The following is a 17,538-nucleotide window of genomic DNA, read 5'->3' as shown; positions in this document are numbered from 1 at the left end:
TACGGGTTATAATTCATTAATAAATAAGTTGAAATCGCCGGTTGCGGCTGCTTTTAACAACAACGATTGCCATAAGTTTACATGAACAATATCACGGTCGGTTTCCGCTCGGTTTAGCGCATATAGGGTTTGGGTAACATCCACCAGATTCGTCAGTCCGTTTTTATAGAGTGTCATTTTTTGCAAATACGCCTGAGCAGCTGCTTTTACTTGTTTAGGAGCCTCTTTATCGCTTTCATAGGCCAATTGTATTTTAACATCGGCTGCATCCGACTGTGCTTTAAACTGCTGTTCCATCACCTTATATTCGTCTTCCAGGGCTTCGGAAGTAAATTTCTGCGCGCTGACTTTTTTAGCGGTACGCGCCAGAGTCGTCAGGTTCCAACTTACACCCACTCCAAAAAGGTAATTCTGACGGGTCGGATCTACGCCATCCCAATAGTTATGGGTAAACGAAGATTGATCAACTGCATAGTCTGAATTAAATCCCGAAGCACGGGTCTGGTAGACCCCAAACAAACTAAATGTCGGGTAATATTCTTTCCGAAATAAGCGTAATTGTTGCGCACCATATTCCATCCGACTCTTATAAAATTGTAATACCGGATTGGATTCAATACCTGAAGCTTCACTTTTACCAATCACATTTGGAGATTTGATTACCAAAGTAGTATCTACTTTAATATCAGAAATATCTATTCCCATTAAAGTGATCAGTTTGTTATTCTGTTCCTTTACCTGATCTTTCACCTGGTTCAGCGCGATACGCGCGCGCGATACTTCCGCAGAAGCCAAAGTCGAATCGACGCCCGGCAGCAATCCGTTTTTAACCCGTGCAGCAGCCAGTTTTAAAAACACCTCTGCCCGTTCCAGATTTTTCTTTTGGGAAATCTCCAGCCGCTGACTTGCCAACAGGTTTAGATAGGCCGCAGAAATGCGAATTTTATGTTGGAATTGTTCCTGCTCGGAATCTTTTTGCAAACGATCGGCATCGGCTTTAGACAAAGCGATCTTTTGTCGGATACGACCGAAACTATAAAAATCCCAGTTCATATTCACCAGATACAAGGCGCCGAAAGCAGCGTTCCAGTTTTGTTCCGGCAAGGGTAATCCCGACGAAGCAACTCCCAGACCTCCAAAACCATAGAGCGGACCATTTTGTCCGTTTACGGTTCCGTAGTCCTGTTGCGCGGCCAACGTCAGATTGGGCAAATAATCCCTTTTGTTTTGCTTGACGGTTTCCTGTCCCGCCAAAGCATACTTCTCTTTGGCTTTAAGTGTGCCGTAGTTAGCCATCCCTTGATCAATAGCATCTTTCAGGGTGAGCGATTGGGAAAAAGCTCCTGAAAAACACATTAAAAGCGACAGCAATGGCAATTTTCGTACTATCATTATTGTGGTAAGGTTTTTTAACAACGCGAAACTACAACACAATCCGCAGCAGCGCCTATGAAAAATGATTAATTCGCTATAAAAAATGACCAATTCAATTGATCATTTAACTTCCCGGTTTATTCGTTTTTTTATACGTATTTTGTATGCTATAATCTGAAATGAATATGAGGAAGATCTTAGAGAACAAATGGCTTCAGGAATTCGCAATTCTTGTCTTTTCGTTTGTTCTTTTCACATTAAACGACTGGATTTTAATTTTAAGCTGGAAAGGCTTTTGGATGGGTATCGTATATTTTTTACTCCTATACGGTCATGCCCAGATCAACCGCTTTTTTCTACTGCCTATTCTACTTAAAAAACACCAACCACTAACCTATATTCTATTTTCAATTATATTAATATTAGTATTTTCAGTAATATTACATGAAGTAGCAATTGAAGTCATTTATAAGAATTGCTTCCTATATAAAACCTCCATGCAAAAGACCTATCACTTCCAATTGGGAACCTTGGTCGGTACCTTAATTTGCATCTTGGGAAGTATCCAGCTAATCGAACATTACCGCGATCAGAAGAAAAAAACCAACAAAGAATTACTCTACAATCAAATCCAGTTAAATGCGCTAAAAGGACAATTAAATCCGCATTTTCTGTTTAATACGTTTAATACGCTCTACGGTATTAGTCTGCAATATCCGGAACGGACTTCCGATATGATCATGCGGGTTTCCCAATTGCTCCGGTATCAGGTGGAAAATTCACAAAAAGAATATGTTTCGCTCGAAGATGAGATCGACTTTATCTCCAGCTATATCGAACTGGAAAAAGAACGCGTAGGGTATCGCTGTGAAATTGAGTTTGACTATAAAACCGATGCCGATTCCAACTATATGATCGCACCGATGTTGTTGATTCCTTTTGTGGAAAACACCTTTAAACACGGTACCTGTGCGATCGAAAATTGCTTTGTAAAGATCAATCTTTCGGTAAATAATGGTAAATTACGTCTGGAAACCTTAAATTCGATTCCGGATAAAAAACGGAAAATCGTTTCCACCAAAATCGGATTGCGCAATGCAACGGAACGACTGCGCATTCTTTATCCCAAAAAACACAACCTGGAAATACAGCAGGAAGCCAAACAATACCGTGTGTTACTCGAAATGGATTTATTATGATGATCACTCCAAAAAAATGCATTATTGTCGATGATGAACCGGCCGCGCATTATGTACTAACAAATTATATCCGCCAAAATCCGCAGTTGGAACTCGCTGCGCAATGCTATAACGGTATTGAGGCTTTGCAGTATTTACGGGAAAACGTGGTGGATCTGATGTTTCTGGATATTGACATGCCGGAAATCACCGGATTGGAATTGTTGCAAACGCTAAAAAACCCACCAAAAACCATATTAACAACCGCCTATTCGGAATTTGCACTCGAAAGCTACGAATACGGTGTGATCGACTATTTGTTAAAACCAATCTATTTTCCACGTTTTCTAAAGTCGATCGAGCGCTATCTTTCGGTACAATTTATCGAAAAAGAAACGGCTATTCCGGTTTCTCTCAACGTAAAGGTAAACGGTAAAAACATCGATATCCGACTGGATGATATTCTATATGTTCAGAGTTACGGGAATTACGTTAAGATTTTTACTAAGGCCAAAACCTTTGTAACCGCAATGACTACGAATCAATTGGTACAGGAATTGCCGTCGGACAAGTTTATGCGGGTACACAAATCGTATATCATTGCCATTCATAAAATCGACGCTCACGAAAAAGAACATATAGTGATCAACGAAGAAAAAATCCCATTAGGAATTACCTTCCGTCGCGAACTTAATGAGCGTTTACGTCCACTATCGTAATTCTTTCCTCTTTCCTCTTTCCTCTTTCCTCTCTAAAAACAGGTGTTTGTACGTATAAGCTGTTGCTTTCCTTTCACTATTTTTGATACAGATCGATTTCCCACTATAAATCTTCTGTTTTTTTTCAATTGTAACTTCATAACATCCAGATTGTTATAGAAGGTAACTCTTTGTATCTGTAAAGGAAACAAAACAATCACAGCAAACATTTTCAAACAGTAACTAACAAACAACTCACATGGAAAAAACACTCAAGTCTGACATCCCGTCTAACAACGGGAGCTCTCTTAACTTTGAAAATCGGTTTACCGAAGTGTGGAAACACTGTCAAAGAGGATTGGTATACCCGTCGCCCTTTGCCATTTTTACCACTTTTTGGTTCCAAAAAAGAGGTAATTGGCAAGCCAACAAACAACCAGACAGTAAAAAGCTGGTGGAGTATAAAACACAGTTCGCTAAAGTAATGGCAGAGATCCGATCGAAAATTAACACTCACGAAGATCTGAAAGATCGTAATACGTCTGTTATTCTGGGGGTTTCATTTGAAAACTGGGCTAAAATCTGTGACGAAGAAGGCATACCACATCCTAAAGGAATGACGTTACAATTTCCGGAACATAATGATCCTTATGTATCGAAAGTATTCCGGGCCTCAAACGGCGCCTTTGTAGATTCTAATGGCGATCTTTGGTTTCACATTAAGAGTGACAGTAAAGAAGCTTGTGAAATTGTGAATTCCTTATTAATAAAGGCTTTAGACAGTATTACAGAAGAACATTATTCACAGGAAGCCGCTTCCAAATCGAACGAAGCAGACGGCCATCGCGGCAAAGTACTGGGTTGTCGTTTCTCCGAGAACCTCAACAATCCTTCCGATCCGATTTCTATCGCAAAACATACGCTAATCGGTTGCGACGATATGACGCATTTTGGAGGGTCTTTTGTATTGGCACAACGCTTCCTGATCAACTGGAATCAGATCAATATGATGACCGAAGATCAAATTGAAGACCTTATTGGCCGTAAAACCAACGATACTATTATTCCCGACCGCGATTCGCGTTCGCATATCAAATCAGCCAGAATTCAGGATGCGAATGGCAATACCACGCCGGTATTACGCCTTGGACTTCCGTTTGGAAGAGCTAAACACCAGCAACACGGCAATTCCGGATTCCGTACACCAAAATCAATTACGTTATCGGACGAGGAAGGAATCTATTTCGCCGGGTTTAGTAAAGAAGTAGGAATTCTGGAAAATATCATGAGTAACCAGATCGGACCCGACAGTGGTTTTATGAACGACCGTTTGTTTAATCACCTGCGATCGGATCTGGGTGGCGTTTTCTATATTCCAAGTATCCAGGATCTGGGATTAGATGACGAGGAAGTAGCTAAAAAATACCGAAATGACTTCTCTTTTGCTACAGAGAAAGACTGGTCGCGTTTCCCAGGTGTCGACTGGACACGTCTGGATCGTCATTACCAAAACGCTTCTAAAAACGGACTGATGTATTACAACCATCAGAATTTCCTGTTTACCATGTCGACCCGAATCGGGCTGCCGGAAGATCGTTACTTTTCAATACCGACAAATCGTATTTTAAGCCTTCTGGAAAACATTTTCTCCCTTTGGCAGGATAACTGGTACTTTAACCGGAAACAGGAAGAAATTAAAGAGGATATTCGTTTTTATATTGATCGCTACAACGGAAGCGATAAACCGGCCAATATTATGGACGAATCCATTATGATTCGTAAAGGTTGGGCGATCCGTTTAAGTTTGCAATTATTCAGTTCACCCGATTATGGTTTTAGAGGACGTAAGATCCGACTTAAAGATGGTACGCTGGTTCCCTACTCTTCGTTCCGTGAAAGAGAAGGCGAAATTGTTTACGGTTCAGATACGTTTCGCATTTCTCCGGAGGAAATTATCGTAGGTGCCATGCCGAATCTATCGTTAGGGGAAGGCCGTTATGTGATGCGTTATTTATCGGAATCCGAACGTCTGGATGGCTTCCTGGCCAATCTGAGCGAGGCTTCCGGTGTGGGACACGTAATTCCGAATTATGAAAAAGCCCTGAAAAAAGGTTTAAAAACCTTGATGGAGGATATATTGGAGTACGAAAAGAAAATCACCGAAGAATACACTAAAGATAAGGGAAAAACGGATGAGGAAAAAGCCGCTAAAGCAAAAACATATAAGGAGAAAAAAGAATTATACCAATCGGCTTATCTGTCTTTACAAGGAATTTCAGAATATTGTTTGAATTATGCCCAACTGGCGCGCGAAATGGCTGCCAGCATGAAAAACAATCCCGGACAAGCCTGGGAAAGGGAAAATCTGGAATCGATTGCTTATCGGATGACCAAATTAGCTACCGAAAAACCAGACTCACTAATTGAAGCAGTGCAGTTTATCTTTACCCTACACACTTGTTTACACCTCAACGGCGAACCAACCGCTATTGGTCGTATGGACCAGCTTTTACAGCCTTATTACGACAGTAGTAACGAGGCCGAAAAAGCCGAAGCACAGGAAGTTATCGATGCGTTCTATATTAAACTGGACGAGAAGATACAGCAGAACCGTATTTTTATGGAAGACCATCAGCCGTTTGGAAATCTGGCTATGGGGGGGGCTTCCGGGCCGTATCCGCAAGGTGCTTCTTTGGGACAATGGATTCAGCAAATTACCGTTGGCGGTACTAAAGTCAATGGCAATCCTGTTTTTGAAGAAACAGAACCGGCTTATAACCATATGACGCGATTGTTTATACACGCTTCCGGACGATTACCACTTAATGCACCTTGTTTATCGTTACGAACCCGTAAAGATATGCCAAGAGAAATCCTGGAAGATGCTGCTCACGCGCTGCTTTCCGGTGGGGCGCATCCGATTCTTTTAAATGACGAAAAAATAATTAAAGGACTTCATCACAGCGGTGATGGCGTTGGCGGTAAATTGGGAAGCGAAACCAAAAAATGGAACTCGAATGTAACCGTGGAATCGGCTCAGAATTATGCCTGCGATGGCTGCTACGAACCGCAATTCCCGGGTGAAAACTGGTTTTCACTGGGTGGATTTTCTACCTTACAACCGTTGGAATGCGCGCTAAACCAGGGACGTACGTATTCATCGGCCGGAGAATCCTATTTATTTGGTCAGGTAGTTTCGTTAAATTCCAAACCGGCAGATCAAATCAAATCGTTTCAGGAACTGGTGGACATTTACTTCCAACATTTCGAATGGCTCAACCGTAAAGCTTTTAACGGTCAATTAATGGGATATGGCGCGAATACCAAATTTTGTCCATCTCCTATTCTTAACGTTCTGATGGATGACTGTCTTGCCAGAGGACTTGATTTTTATAGCGGCGGAACCAAATACAATATTTACGGGCCTTGTTACATCTCGTTAAGTGCAGCGATTAATTCGCTATATGCAATTAAAACAATGGTTTTTGATGATAAAAATGCGGTTACTACATTACCGGAATTACTGGAATGTTTGTGCTGTGACTGGGGTTATAAAATGACCGAACCGTTTATTAGTGATCTGGCCGGAGAATCGCGCATTGCGTCTCGTTCCGATCGTTTTAAACGTCTGAGAGAAATCGCTCTGGCACAACCGCGTTACGGACGAGGGAATCCCGATATAGATGCCTTTGGAAATGAGATTGTAGCGGGTATTGCCCGTCGATCGATTGCAACTTTTACCGAACCTTGGCCGCAATTGTATGAAACCATGAAAAATATGGCAACCCGATATGGAACGGAAGAGTTTCCTTTCGGACTTCAAATTCAGCCGGGTGTCGGAACTTTCGAAAACCACGTGGAAATGGGTGCCTGGAACGGAGCCAGTGCCGATGGTCGTCGTCTGGGAACTACCGTTGCTTCCGATATGAGTGCTATGCCTAGCCCTGCCGATTTACCAATCGAACATCAATATGCCGGGTTCGAAGAATCCCTTGCCGGTTTTGACGGTATCGGTGCCGAGTTGATGTGCGATGGTGCTCCTACCGATTATAATATCGATGAAGACTTCCCGGCCGAAAAACTGATTCAGGTGATGCAACAATTTGCCAACGGACAATCGTCTAACATTTTGACCATTACCGTTGCTAATCCGGATACCTTTGCCGATGCAGTAGGCTCGCCGGAACAATACGACCTGCTTCGCGTACGTACCGGAGGTTGGACAAACTTCTTTACTTCGGTATTCCCTACTATTCAGGATCAGCACCGTCGCCGACCGGTTTCGACACCTGTAGAGGTTCAAAAAGAGAAAAAAATGGCAAAGGGTTGCCCTTTCCATCAACAAATAGAAGAAGTAGAACAAGACGAATAACGTTCTATATTAAAATTTGGGAAAAACACCTCGGAAAATTCCGGGGTGTTTTATTTTAAAGTGGTTTATCGTCTGCAGAAATCTATTATTTTTGTAGTACAATTGCCTTAGTATGACCCAATACGACCTTTTACGCCAGCATATCGCTTCCATTTGTCCGCTTTCGGATAGCGAATGGGACTATGTAGCTCAACATTTTACAATTCGAAAACTACGCAAACATCAGTTTCTGGTTCAAAAAGGCGAAATGGTTCCCTGCGAATTCTGGATCATTAAAGGCCTGGTAAAAACCTATGCGATCGATTGCGATGGAAAGGAACATATCCTGCAATTTGCCATGGAAGAATACTGGACCAGCGATTTTCACGCCTTTCAAAATCAGGTTCCCGCCTGTATGTATATGGATTGTATCGAAGATTCGGAATTTTTTTGTCTGAAACTGGAAGACCGGGAAAAAATCTGTCATGAGATTCCAGCGATGGCGAATTTTTTCAGAATCAAAGCCAATTATGGCTATATCGCGCTGCAACAACGTATTATGTCATTGCTAACGGAAACCGCAGAGGAACGGTATAATAACCTGATCAAAAAATTACCCCGACTCATTCAGCGCGTTCCTAAAAAACTACTGGCCTCCTATTTGGGCGTAACCCGCGAAACCCTAAGCCGACTTAAAAGCTAAACAGTGTGATCTACCTCACAAAAAAACGGTGACCTAACTCCTCGCCTGGCGTTTCCCCTATTCGGACATTTGTACTGTTCCTTAAGACACTACAAATATGACCGTTCCAAGTTGTTTTACCCGATGTTTTTACAAGTTACTGTGTACTAATTATTATTAGTTCCGATCGTTTTATGCCCGGTTTTAAACCGGATGTATAGGATCAAACATAATAGTAATAAATCACCTGTTACCCGTTTGCGGTAACCCAAACCTATGAAAACAATTCAAAACAATACCGCTGCTATCACAGCACCTTCGAAATCTAAAAAACTTCCGGCCGCTTTATGGGCCTTAACCATCAGTGCCTTTGGTATTGGTACTACCGAATTTGTAATCGTCGGTCTCTTACCCACTGTTGCCAACGATTTAAAAACGTCTATTTCCTCCGCCGGCCTGCTCGTAAGTCTTTATGCTTTGGGTGTAGCCGTAGGAGCACCTATATTAACGGCCTTAACCAGTCGTATCGATCGCAAAAAATTATTGTTAGGCGTTATGGTACTTTTTATTATTGGTAATGGACTGGCTTCCATTGCGCCTTCTTTTATCACATTAGTCCTCGCCCGAATCCTAACCGGATTTGCACACGGTGTTTTCTTTTCGATCGGAGCAACTATAGCCGCAAGCCTGGTTCCCGAAGACAAACGCGCCAGTGCGATCGCGATTATGTTTGCCGGATTAACCGTAGCCATCGTTACCGGTGTTCCTTTAGGAACCTATATCGGACAACATTTCGGATGGCGTGCGACTTTTATCGGAGTAGCAGCTTTGGGAATCATCGGGCTTATCGCCAGTAGTCTTTTAATTCCGGATACCCTACAGAAAAGCAAACCTTTACAATTAAAGGATCAGTTAAAGGTGCTTAAAAACCCATCGATACTATTGGTCTTAGCGATTACTGCTTTGGGCTACGGCGGAACTTTTGTAAGCTTTACCTATATGGCACCGCTATTGGAAAACATTTCCGGTTTTTCGGCCGATGCAACCAGCTTGTTACTACTGATCTACGGAATTGCAATTGCCTTAGGAAACGTGATCGGCGGAAAAGTAGCCAATCAAAAACCGATTAAAGCACTGATGATCATGTTTGTACTACAAGCCTTGGTATTATTGGTTTTATCTTTTACTGTCTTTCATCAGATAGCTGCCGTAATCACCTTGTTTGCGATGGGCATTCTGGCCTTTTCGAATGTTCCCGGCTTACAACTTTACGTGGTGCAAATGGCTGAAAAATACCTGCCGGGAACCGAAGATGTCGCTTCAGCACTGAATATTGCGGCTTTTAATGTAGGTATCGCTATCGGTGCCATTATCGGTGGACATGTAGTCGAATCGTCACTCGGTATTCAATCCACTCCCTGGGTTGGTGCGGTATTGGTTGCCATCGGATTTTTAGTAACACTTATCAGTTATAAACGCGAAAAAAACAATTGATTATGGAAACGATTTGTAACATCCATATTCCCGGAAAAATGACCATCGGATTGGAATTTCCGCTCGATAACGACTGGTCGCTGGAAGGTGAGAAAAAACGCAACGTTTCCGGACGTCCGTTTGGTATTCCGGATATCAGTCGGCATACGGAATACATTCAATTAGCGGATCAACTGGGTTATTCTGCGCTTTGGATGCGCGAAGTTCCGGTATACGATCCTGGTTTTGGCGATGGTGCCCAACTTTTTGATACAATAGCTTATCTGGGTTATATCGCCGGAATCACCAAATCCATTATCCTTGGAACCGCTGCTATCGTCTTACCGCTACACGATCCGTTACAACTGGCCAAAGCGGTTGCGTCTATCGAAAATTTATCCGGAAGTCGGTTTCTGTTTGGTGTCGGCCTTGGCGATCGTCCAGTGGAGTTTCCATTGTTCGGATATGATTTTGAAACCCGGGCCGAACGTTTCCGTCACAACCATGCTATAATCGAAGAAGCCTGGAAAACGCAAAGCGGACTTGGTCAGTATTATGAAAATCTGGATAAAAACATCCAGGTATTTCCAAAACCGGAAAATCCGATTCCGTGGATTATTGCCGGACGTGCACAACAAAGTATGGACTGGATTGGCCAAAATATGCAGGGTTGGTTTAATTATCCGCGTCCGTTAGCCGAAACCGCAAAGCAGATTATCGACTGGCGGAATGTGCTTTACGACAACAATCAGGCTTCCAAACCGTATATCACAGCTTTCCATCTCAATCTTTTGCTCGATGACAATGCGCCATTCCGTCCCCATCGTTTTGGCGGAGCGGTAGGAATCAATGGGTTGCTACCGTTACTCAAAGCCTACGAAGAAGTTGGCGTGAATCATATGGCCTTGCATCTTCGAAAATCGGAAACGCCGGTTAAAGAAACAATCGAACGTATTGCCACAACTATTTTACCTCATTTTAATTATAAAGAACACGATTATGCTATTTAAAAAACATACCCTCGGAAACATCGAATTACAAAACCGTATTGTAATGCCACCAATGACCCGTTCCCGTGCTGCCAAAGGCGAAGTAGCCACTCCACTTATGGCCGAATATTACGAACAGCGAAGTTCCGCCGGACTTATCATTTCTGAAGGAACTCAGATTAGTCAACAAGGACAGGGATACGCCTGGACACCCGGAATTTATACTCCGGAGCAGATTGCCGGATGGAAACGGACTACCGATGCCGTACATCGTAAAAACGGAATTATTTTCGCACAGTTATGGCATGTTGGACGGGTGTCTCATATTGCCTTACAAAAAAATAATGAAGCACCGGTTTCCTCCAGTGAACTGGTAGCGGATGGCGTAAAAGTGTTTGTCGATGTGGAAAATCGCGGGCCGGAACATGGCGTTGGCGAAATGGTACAACACTCCAAACCAAGAGCACTTACCCAAACGGAAATTCGGGAAATTATATCCGATTATGCCAAAGCGGCTCAAAATGCAATGGCAGCCGGATTTGACGGTATCGAACTCCATGCGGCCAATGGTTATCTGATCAACCAGTTTATCGACTCACAGGCCAACAACCGAACCGATACGTATGGTGGTTCTCTTGAAAACCGACTGCGATTTTTAAAAGAGGTTGTTCAGGCCATTTCGGATGCAATCGGTAATGAAAAAGTTGGCGTTCGTTTGGCGCCATTAACCACACTACAAGGTACCATTGACGATAACCCCGTGGAAACCTATACTGAAGCTATTAAACTTTTAGATCGTCTGAAAGTAGCCTATATTCATATCGCCGAAGCCGATTGGGAGGATGCGCCGGTGATGGAACGTTCGTTTAAAGAAAGTATCCGGGCCAATTTTACCGGAACCCTGATTTATTCCGGGAAATATACCAAAACCCGGGCCGAAGAAGCCTTAAAGCAAGGCTGGACGGATCTGATAGGTTTCGGCAGACCCTTTATCGCTAACCCGGATCTTCCCTACCGATTGGAAAACAATTTACCGCTTAACGAACCGAAACGCGAGTTCTTTTTTGGAGGTGGTGTTACTGGTTATACCGATTATCCTTTTTATCAATAACAACAAATACACTTACATAACAATTATACAATATGAGAACATTAGGAAATTCTTCTCTCGAAGTGTCCCCTATCACCCTGGGTGCTTTTGCAATTGGTGGTACGATGTGGGGCGGAAATGAAAAAAAAGACTCCATTGCAGCCATACAAGCTTCAATTGACAATGGTGTGACCAGTATCGACACCGCTCCGTTTTATGGTTTTGGTCTGAGTGAATCCCTGATTGGGGAAGCCATCAAAGGCCGGGATCGCAGTACAATTCAGATATTGACAAAATTCGGTCTGGTTTGGGACGGAAGCAATAATGGAAACGGAGAATTTTTCTTTGAAGCTGATGGTCAATCCATTTATAAATACGCTTCAAAAGCCAATATAATCAAAGAAGTGGAAGAAAGTCTGCAACGTTTGGGAACCGATTATATCGACTTACTGCAATTGCACTGGCCGGATAGTACTACACCGATATCTGAAACCATGGAAGCGATGGAAATACTGATCCAAAAAGGAAAGATCAAAGCGGCAGGGGTTTCCAATTATACCGTTTCTCAACTGGAAGAAGCACAAAAAAGCGTACCTTTAGCTTCCAACCAGGTGGCCTATAGTATGCTAAACCGTACTATCGAAAAGGACTTGGTACCTTACAGTATTGATCAAAATATTGGTATCATTGCATATAGCCCGATGGAACGCGGTTTACTGACCGGAAAATACTTTACAGGTGGAAAACTAACAGAAGATGATCACCGTAACGGATATTTCAGTCAGTATGATCTGAAAAAAGTGCAACAATTTTTACAGAACATTCAACCTATTGCCGATGCAAAAAATAGCACACTGGCGCAGTTGGTATTACGCTGGACGGTACAGCAACCGGGAATTACTGCAGTACTTGCCGGTGCGCGGAATGCCGAACAAGCCATTTCAAATGCACAGGCACTGCATTTTGAATTAACCCCCGAAGAACTAACTTTTATTACAAACCAACTTCATATTTTATAAATAATGAGAAAATTTTTAACGGTAGTAACCAGTCTGACATTGCTTTTCAGCAGTCTAAATATTGTAGCGCAAACAAAAAAAACAGGAACGATGAAAAAGAAAATCTTATTTGTGGTAACCAGCCATGATCAAAAAGGCAACACCGGACAACCTACCGGGTATTTCCTTAGCGAAGTGTCGCATCCGTGGGAAGTATTACACAACGCCGGTTATGAAATCGACTTTGTTAGCCCAAAAGGTGGCAAAGCTCCGGTGGATGGATTTGATTTAAAAGATCCGATCAATAAAAAATTCTGGGATGACAAAATGTACCATGCAAAAGTGGAAAACACGATGAAACCTTCAGAAGTTAATCCTAAAGACTATATAGCGATACACTATGCAGGTGGTCACGGTGCAATGTGGGATTTACCCGAAAATAAAGAAATTGCTGCTATTGCAACCAAAATCTATGAAAATAACGGAATTGTCAGTGCTGTTTGCCACGGACCGGCCGGTTTGGTTAACATCAAACTGAGCAATGGGAACTATTTAATCGATGGCAAAAAAGTAAATGGCTTTACCAATGAAGAAGAAATTGCCGTTGGATTGGAAAAAGTAGTCCCTTTTATGTTGGAAGATCAATTAAAAGCGCGTGGTGCGAAGTTTGAAAAAACGGGTAACTGGCAATCGCATGTCGTAGCAGATCAACGTTTGGTTACCGGTCAAAATCCGGCCTCTGCCGAAGCTGTCGGAAAAACAGTTTTAGCCGAATTGAAAAAATTATAATCGGATTACCCTATATTAAGCCTGACAGGTTTGTGAAACCTGTCAGGTTTTTGTGCTTCAAAAAATCCTTTACTTTTTAATACATTTGTGACAGTATACAAAACAAAGTTTTATGAGTGATACGCTCCATTTACGTACGGTTCAGGTGACCCGTTATATCACCCCTTTGCGGGAAGGCGGTTCGCTTCCTGCACTTGCTGAGGCCGACGATGATTTTAAATATGTGCTAAAATTCAAAGGCGCTGGTCACGGCAGTAAAGCCTTAATAGCAGAACTTCTAGGTGGTGAAATCGCACGCGCTTTAGGGCTTCAGGTTCCGGAAATCGTTTTTGCTAATCTTGATGAAGCTTTTGGCCGCACCGAAGCTGACGAAGAAATACAGGATCTCCTACAAGGGAGTCAGGGATTAAATCTGGCGCTACACTTCCTGACGGGTGCCATTACATTTGATCCCGTTGTTACCGATGTTGACCCACTTTTAGCCTCACAAATTGTCTGGCTGGACGCCTTTATAACCAATGTAGACCGGACTTTTCGAAATACCAACATGCTGATTTGGCATAAAGAATTGTGGTTGATTGATCACGGCGCTTCTTTTTATTTCCATCATTCCTGGAACAATTGGGAGAATCATGCTAAAAGCCCTTTTGCATTGATCAAAGATCATGTTCTATTACCCAAAGCAACAGAACTGGAACAGGTTGATAAAGCCTTTAAAGAAATTTTAACAGAGGAAAAGATCCGTGAAATCGTAAATACAATCCCGGATGAATGGTTGTTATGGGACGATAACCGCGATGTACCGGAAGATCTGAAAGAAGTTTATATACAGTTTTTACTGATCCGAAAAAATAATTCTGAAATTTTTATAAAAGAAGCGCAAAATGCAAGACAAACACTTATATGAATATGCTGTGATCCGCGTTTTGCCTAAGGTTGAGCGGGAAGAATTTTTGAATGTTGGCATTATTCTTTTTTCTAAAAGTGCCCAATACATTAATGTTCGTTTTTCCATTAACGAACAGAAACTTCTTATGCTTTCAGATGAACTGGATATTGAACAGTTACAGCAAAATCTGGAATCGTTTCAAAAAATTGCACTGGGCGACAAAAATGGCGGCCCGATTGCTCAACTTGACATTCCTTCCCGTTTTCGATGGCTCACCGCTGTGAGGAGTTCTGTAATACAAACATCCCGTCCCCATCCCGGTTTTTGTGCTAACCTGGATCGCACTATTGAACGACTTTTTACCGAACTGGTTTTATAATATTAATGAGACACACTATTGGAGTACAGATTAATAATCAGTACTCCAATAATTATAAAAAGAATCCCGATTATAGCCGGAAAATCTAGTGACTGATTATAAACCAAGTAACCAATCCCTGAGATCAAAACTATTCCTAAACCCGACCAAATAGCATAAGCAATACCTATTGGCATTGATTTAAGTGTTAATGACAAAAAATAAAAGGCCACTGCATACCCCAAAACGGCCACTAAACTGAGCCGCAGTCGGGTAAACTGTTCCGACGATTTTAAAGCACAGGTCGCTATCACCTCAAAAAAAATAGCTATTATTAAAAACAGGTATTTCATTTTCCTTTTTTATGACCTAAAGGTACATTTTTAGTTTGCTACTTATTTATAATCATGGTAATTGACTTTATCCTTATAGCAAAACCATCATAATATTACTCAAAAACACTCAAAATTACTATTATAAAAAACTGAGTATCTATGCGTGTGTAGAAATACTGCAAAAGTTGTTCCAATTCCCTTACTTTGTTTTGTGTAATACACTTACTGTTTAGTTTACGATGTTTTTGGTTTTGTAGTATTTTTTCAACATCAGGTAAGTCCTTGATTTCAATTAATTTATTTCAGTATTTTTTTTAAGGACTAAACTAAAGTGTATTATGTGGGTTTGTAAGACAGTTAGTCAAACTGACTGTCTTTTCAAACCGCCTTTAGGACTTACTTTTTTCTATTGTAATACTTTTATAAACCGAGCAGTTTTCAAACTTCAATTCCAGTTCGTATTTATAAGCCTAATTTAAACTGTTCGGTTTTAAAAAATGAAACTAAGTTCAAAGTTTCACAGTCAATACATTAGCGCTAACGATCATGACAGTTTTTATAATTTTATTACATCATTGTTAAAATTCAAGGACATAATCTCAATTCATACCTTGTTAAAAATAAAAAACATCACAAAACATTATTTTTATAACCTTTTTTTATATTTTAAATCAAATAATGTAAAGTAAACAGATAAAATTCACTCCTTTTTACTAAACATTCGTATCTTTACCAAGCCCCATTTCTTTTTAAAATCTGTCTAAATAATTTTTTAATTATGCCAATTTTAATAAGAACAACATCAAACAACAAGGACTTTAAGGATCTTGTTGCTTTACTGAATCATGAATTAAAAATTAAGGATGGACAAGAACATTCTTTTTTTGAACAATTTAATAAAATAGATAAAATTAAGCACGTTGTTTTAGCATACAAAGAGGACAAAGCTGTTGGTTGTGGTGCTTTAAGACAATATTCTGACGACATAACTGAAATCAAAAGAATGTATGTCCATCCCAGTTTCCGTGGCCGTGGAATTGCCGGTGAAATACTAAAAGAACTGGAACGATGGGCTACTGAATTGTTTTTTTCAGAATGTATACTGGAAACCGGAAAAGACCATTTAGAAGCTGTACGTCTATATGAAAAATCGGGCTATCATTTAATACCTAATTTTGGACAATATGAAGGTATTACCAGTAGCCTGTGTATGAGAAAGATTATCTTATAAGCATTTTATAAATTGTCTGTTTTTACCATAAAAAAAAGAAGTTTAAAACTTCTTTTTTAACTATTCTACGTCTTAAATTGTCATATGAATCCGGTGTATCGGGATTACTACGCCTTGCTTTAAAATGATACGTTCATCTGTAACTCCCCATATAGTGGTCTCTACTACTTTTTTAGAGACATTGTCTTCAAAATAAATTTTGATTTTTCCATGTTCCAGATTACCCAGTGCCAAAGCACGATTCAGATCTTCTATTCTTCTTTTAATCGCCAATACATCTTCCTCTAAAACATCCTTTTCAGGAAAATTCAGTGTTTCTATTTCTTCTTTGCTAACTATTTCAAAATTTGCATCCATAAGTTCTTTTTTCATTTAATTAAATACTCACATCTATTAACTAAATTAAAAAAAAATACCTTAAATATTTCATAAAAAAGTATTAAAAAAGCCACAATATCTTGTGACTTTTCATATATTCCTGATTTATATTATTTTATATATGTTTTATTTCCATTGTCATTGATATAATACTTCCCTCCCCTTGGTCCGGTGTATACTTTTTTTCCGTTATAAGTACCCGTTACCTTGTCTTCCGACGCTACTTTTGTTGTTTTGGCCGCAGTAACTTTTTTTGCTTCTGTTGTAGTCGCCTTTTTAGCATCTGCTTTTACATCAGCAGTTGCTTTGGTCGTTTTTTCTTTTACTGCTTTAGTATCATCCTTAACAGCCTTTTTAGTATCGGCAGTTGCTTTGGTCGCTTTTTCTTTTAGGACCTTCGTATCGTCTTTGACGGCTGTTTTAGCCTCATCTGTTTTCTTTTTGGTTTTAGCCGTTTCGGTATCGGCTTTTTTAGCAGCTTTTTTAACAGCTGCTTCCTGAGCAAAAACAGTTAATGAAAAGACCATTAACAAACCAAAATAAATTGCTTTTTTCATATTTATAATTTTAGATTATTATTCTTTTTTACTTAAAAAAGTAACTATTAATTATAAAATTACAAACAAAAACACATTTAATTAACAGCTTACATCGTTTTTTTTATTAGAATTTTATTAAAAAAGCCACATCCATTGATGTGGCTTCTTTTATGCTATCGAAAACCA

16 protein-coding genes are annotated in these 17,538 nt (G+C 40.6%); 12 read left to right on the top strand and 4 right to left on the bottom strand.

Annotation, left to right across the window (positions count from 1 at the left end; translation table 11 throughout):
- Positions 1-6 precede the first annotated feature (6 nt).
- Positions 7-1,392, bottom strand: coding sequence for a TolC family protein (locus tag E6C50_RS15805; RefSeq protein ID WP_136404210.1), 1,386 nt, complete (start codon positions 1,390-1,392; stop codon positions 7-9).
- Positions 1,393-1,559: 167 nt separating this feature from the next.
- On the opposite strand from E6C50_RS15805, the gene E6C50_RS15800 reads away from it, so the two are divergent.
- The 11 genes from E6C50_RS15800 to E6C50_RS15750 all read left to right on the top strand — a co-directional run bounded on the left by E6C50_RS15800 (position 1,560) and on the right by E6C50_RS15750 (position 14,890).
- A complete protein-coding gene (locus E6C50_RS15800; RefSeq protein WP_230979024.1) occupies positions 1,560-2,573 on the top strand; it encodes a sensor histidine kinase in 1,014 nt (337 codons plus the stop codon).
- Positions 2,570-3,271, top strand: coding sequence for a LytR/AlgR family response regulator transcription factor (locus E6C50_RS15795; protein ID WP_317128635.1), 702 nt, complete (start codon positions 2,570-2,572; stop codon positions 3,269-3,271). The genes E6C50_RS15800 and E6C50_RS15795 overlap by 4 nt, the downstream gene beginning before the upstream one ends.
- A 238-nt stretch (positions 3,272-3,509) precedes the next feature.
- Entirely contained in the window at positions 3,510-7,622 is a 4,113-nt protein-coding gene (locus tag E6C50_RS15790) for a Dyp-type peroxidase (protein ID WP_136404208.1), read from the top strand.
- 112 nt (positions 7,623-7,734) lie between these two features.
- Entirely contained in the window at positions 7,735-8,304 is a 570-nt protein-coding gene (locus E6C50_RS15785; protein ID WP_136404207.1) for a Crp/Fnr family transcriptional regulator, read from the top strand.
- Between the two features lie 255 nt (positions 8,305-8,559).
- Positions 8,560-9,777: an MFS transporter gene (locus tag E6C50_RS15780; protein WP_136404206.1), complete on the top strand. Its 1,218-nt coding sequence runs from the start codon at positions 8,560-8,562 to the stop codon at positions 9,775-9,777.
- A gap of 2 nt (positions 9,778-9,779) precedes the next feature.
- Positions 9,780-10,766, top strand: coding sequence for a TIGR03571 family LLM class oxidoreductase (locus E6C50_RS15775; RefSeq protein ID WP_136404205.1), 987 nt, complete (start codon positions 9,780-9,782; stop codon positions 10,764-10,766).
- Entirely contained in the window at positions 10,756-11,856 is a 1,101-nt protein-coding gene (locus E6C50_RS15770) for an alkene reductase (protein ID WP_136404204.1), read from the top strand. The genes E6C50_RS15775 and E6C50_RS15770 overlap by 11 nt, the downstream gene beginning before the upstream one ends.
- A 32-nt stretch (positions 11,857-11,888) precedes the next feature.
- Positions 11,889-12,854: an aldo/keto reductase gene (locus E6C50_RS15765; protein WP_136404203.1), complete on the top strand. Its 966-nt coding sequence runs from the start codon at positions 11,889-11,891 to the stop codon at positions 12,852-12,854.
- Positions 12,855-12,857: 3 nt separating this feature from the next.
- Positions 12,858-13,622 (top strand): type 1 glutamine amidotransferase domain-containing protein, encoded by a 765-nt coding sequence (locus E6C50_RS15760; protein WP_230979023.1) that lies wholly within the window; start codon positions 12,858-12,860, stop codon positions 13,620-13,622.
- Between the two features lie 112 nt (positions 13,623-13,734).
- Positions 13,735-14,529 (top strand): HipA family kinase, encoded by a 795-nt coding sequence (locus E6C50_RS15755; RefSeq protein ID WP_136404202.1) that lies wholly within the window; start codon positions 13,735-13,737, stop codon positions 14,527-14,529.
- Positions 14,507-14,890 carry a DUF3037 domain-containing protein gene (locus E6C50_RS15750; protein ID WP_136404201.1) on the top strand — a complete coding sequence of 128 codons (384 nt, stop codon included), beginning with the start codon at positions 14,507-14,509 and terminating at the stop codon, positions 14,888-14,890. The genes E6C50_RS15755 and E6C50_RS15750 overlap by 23 nt, the downstream gene beginning before the upstream one ends.
- Positions 14,891-14,892: 2 nt before the next feature.
- Here the strand turns inward: E6C50_RS15750 and E6C50_RS15745 are convergent, their stop codons facing one another.
- Positions 14,893-15,222 carry a DMT family transporter gene (locus E6C50_RS15745; RefSeq protein WP_136404200.1) on the bottom strand — a complete coding sequence of 110 codons (330 nt, stop codon included), beginning with the start codon at positions 15,220-15,222 and terminating at the stop codon, positions 14,893-14,895.
- A 760-nt stretch (positions 15,223-15,982) separates the two neighbouring features.
- Here E6C50_RS15745 and E6C50_RS15740 point away from each other — a divergent pair.
- Positions 15,983-16,435: a GNAT family N-acetyltransferase gene (locus E6C50_RS15740; protein WP_136404199.1), complete on the top strand. Its 453-nt coding sequence runs from the start codon at positions 15,983-15,985 to the stop codon at positions 16,433-16,435.
- Positions 16,436-16,507: 72 nt separating this feature from the next.
- Here the strand turns inward: E6C50_RS15740 and E6C50_RS15735 are convergent, their stop codons facing one another.
- Positions 16,508-16,792, bottom strand: a complete 285-nt coding sequence (locus tag E6C50_RS15735) for a hypothetical protein (RefSeq protein ID WP_136404198.1) — start codon at positions 16,790-16,792, stop codon at positions 16,508-16,510.
- A gap of 131 nt (positions 16,793-16,923) precedes the next feature.
- Positions 16,924-17,370: a hypothetical protein gene (locus tag E6C50_RS15730; protein ID WP_136404197.1), complete on the bottom strand. Its 447-nt coding sequence runs from the start codon at positions 17,368-17,370 to the stop codon at positions 16,924-16,926.
- Between the last annotated feature and the right edge of the window lie 168 nt (positions 17,371-17,538).

Source organism: Flavobacterium supellecticarium, from assembly GCF_004801375.1.
GTDB classification, from domain to species: Bacteria; Bacteroidota; Bacteroidia; order Flavobacteriales; family Flavobacteriaceae; genus Flavobacterium; species Flavobacterium supellecticarium.
Note: the sequence above shows the minus strand (reverse complement) of the source record. Positions and strands in the feature narration are given on the sequence as shown.

Excerpts from the sequence above, each read along its gene's own strand:
- E6C50_RS15780 (WP_136404206.1), top strand. The coding sequence starts at position 8,560 with ATGAAAACAATTCAAAACAATACCGCTGCTATCACAGCACCTTCGAAA.
- E6C50_RS15745 (WP_136404200.1), bottom strand. The coding sequence starts at position 15,222 with ATGAAATACCTGTTTTTAATAATAGCTATTTTTTTTGAGGTGATAGCG.
- E6C50_RS15735 (WP_136404198.1), bottom strand. The coding sequence starts at position 16,792 with ATGGATGCAAATTTTGAAATAGTTAGCAAAGAAGAAATAGAAACACTG.
- E6C50_RS15730 (WP_136404197.1), bottom strand. The coding sequence starts at position 17,370 with ATGAAAAAAGCAATTTATTTTGGTTTGTTAATGGTCTTTTCATTAACT.
- E6C50_RS15775 (WP_136404205.1), top strand. The coding sequence starts at position 9,780 with ATGGAAACGATTTGTAACATCCATATTCCCGGAAAAATGACCATCGGA.
- E6C50_RS15770 (WP_136404204.1), top strand. The coding sequence starts at position 10,756 with ATGCTATTTAAAAAACATACCCTCGGAAACATCGAATTACAAAACCGT.
- E6C50_RS15805 (WP_136404210.1), bottom strand. The coding sequence starts at position 1,392 with ATGATAGTACGAAAATTGCCATTGCTGTCGCTTTTAATGTGTTTTTCA.
- E6C50_RS15740 (WP_136404199.1), top strand. The coding sequence starts at position 15,983 with ATGCCAATTTTAATAAGAACAACATCAAACAACAAGGACTTTAAGGAT.
- E6C50_RS15785 (WP_136404207.1), top strand. The coding sequence starts at position 7,735 with ATGACCCAATACGACCTTTTACGCCAGCATATCGCTTCCATTTGTCCG.
- E6C50_RS15755 (WP_136404202.1), top strand. The coding sequence starts at position 13,735 with ATGAGTGATACGCTCCATTTACGTACGGTTCAGGTGACCCGTTATATC.
- E6C50_RS15800 (WP_230979024.1), top strand. The coding sequence starts at position 1,560 with ATGAGGAAGATCTTAGAGAACAAATGGCTTCAGGAATTCGCAATTCTT.
- E6C50_RS15750 (WP_136404201.1), top strand. The coding sequence starts at position 14,507 with ATGCAAGACAAACACTTATATGAATATGCTGTGATCCGCGTTTTGCCT.
- E6C50_RS15795 (WP_317128635.1), top strand. The coding sequence starts at position 2,570 with ATGATGATCACTCCAAAAAAATGCATTATTGTCGATGATGAACCGGCC.
- E6C50_RS15790 (WP_136404208.1), top strand. The coding sequence starts at position 3,510 with ATGGAAAAAACACTCAAGTCTGACATCCCGTCTAACAACGGGAGCTCT.
- E6C50_RS15760 (WP_230979023.1), top strand. The coding sequence starts at position 12,858 with ATGAGAAAATTTTTAACGGTAGTAACCAGTCTGACATTGCTTTTCAGC.
- E6C50_RS15765 (WP_136404203.1), top strand. The coding sequence starts at position 11,889 with ATGAGAACATTAGGAAATTCTTCTCTCGAAGTGTCCCCTATCACCCTG.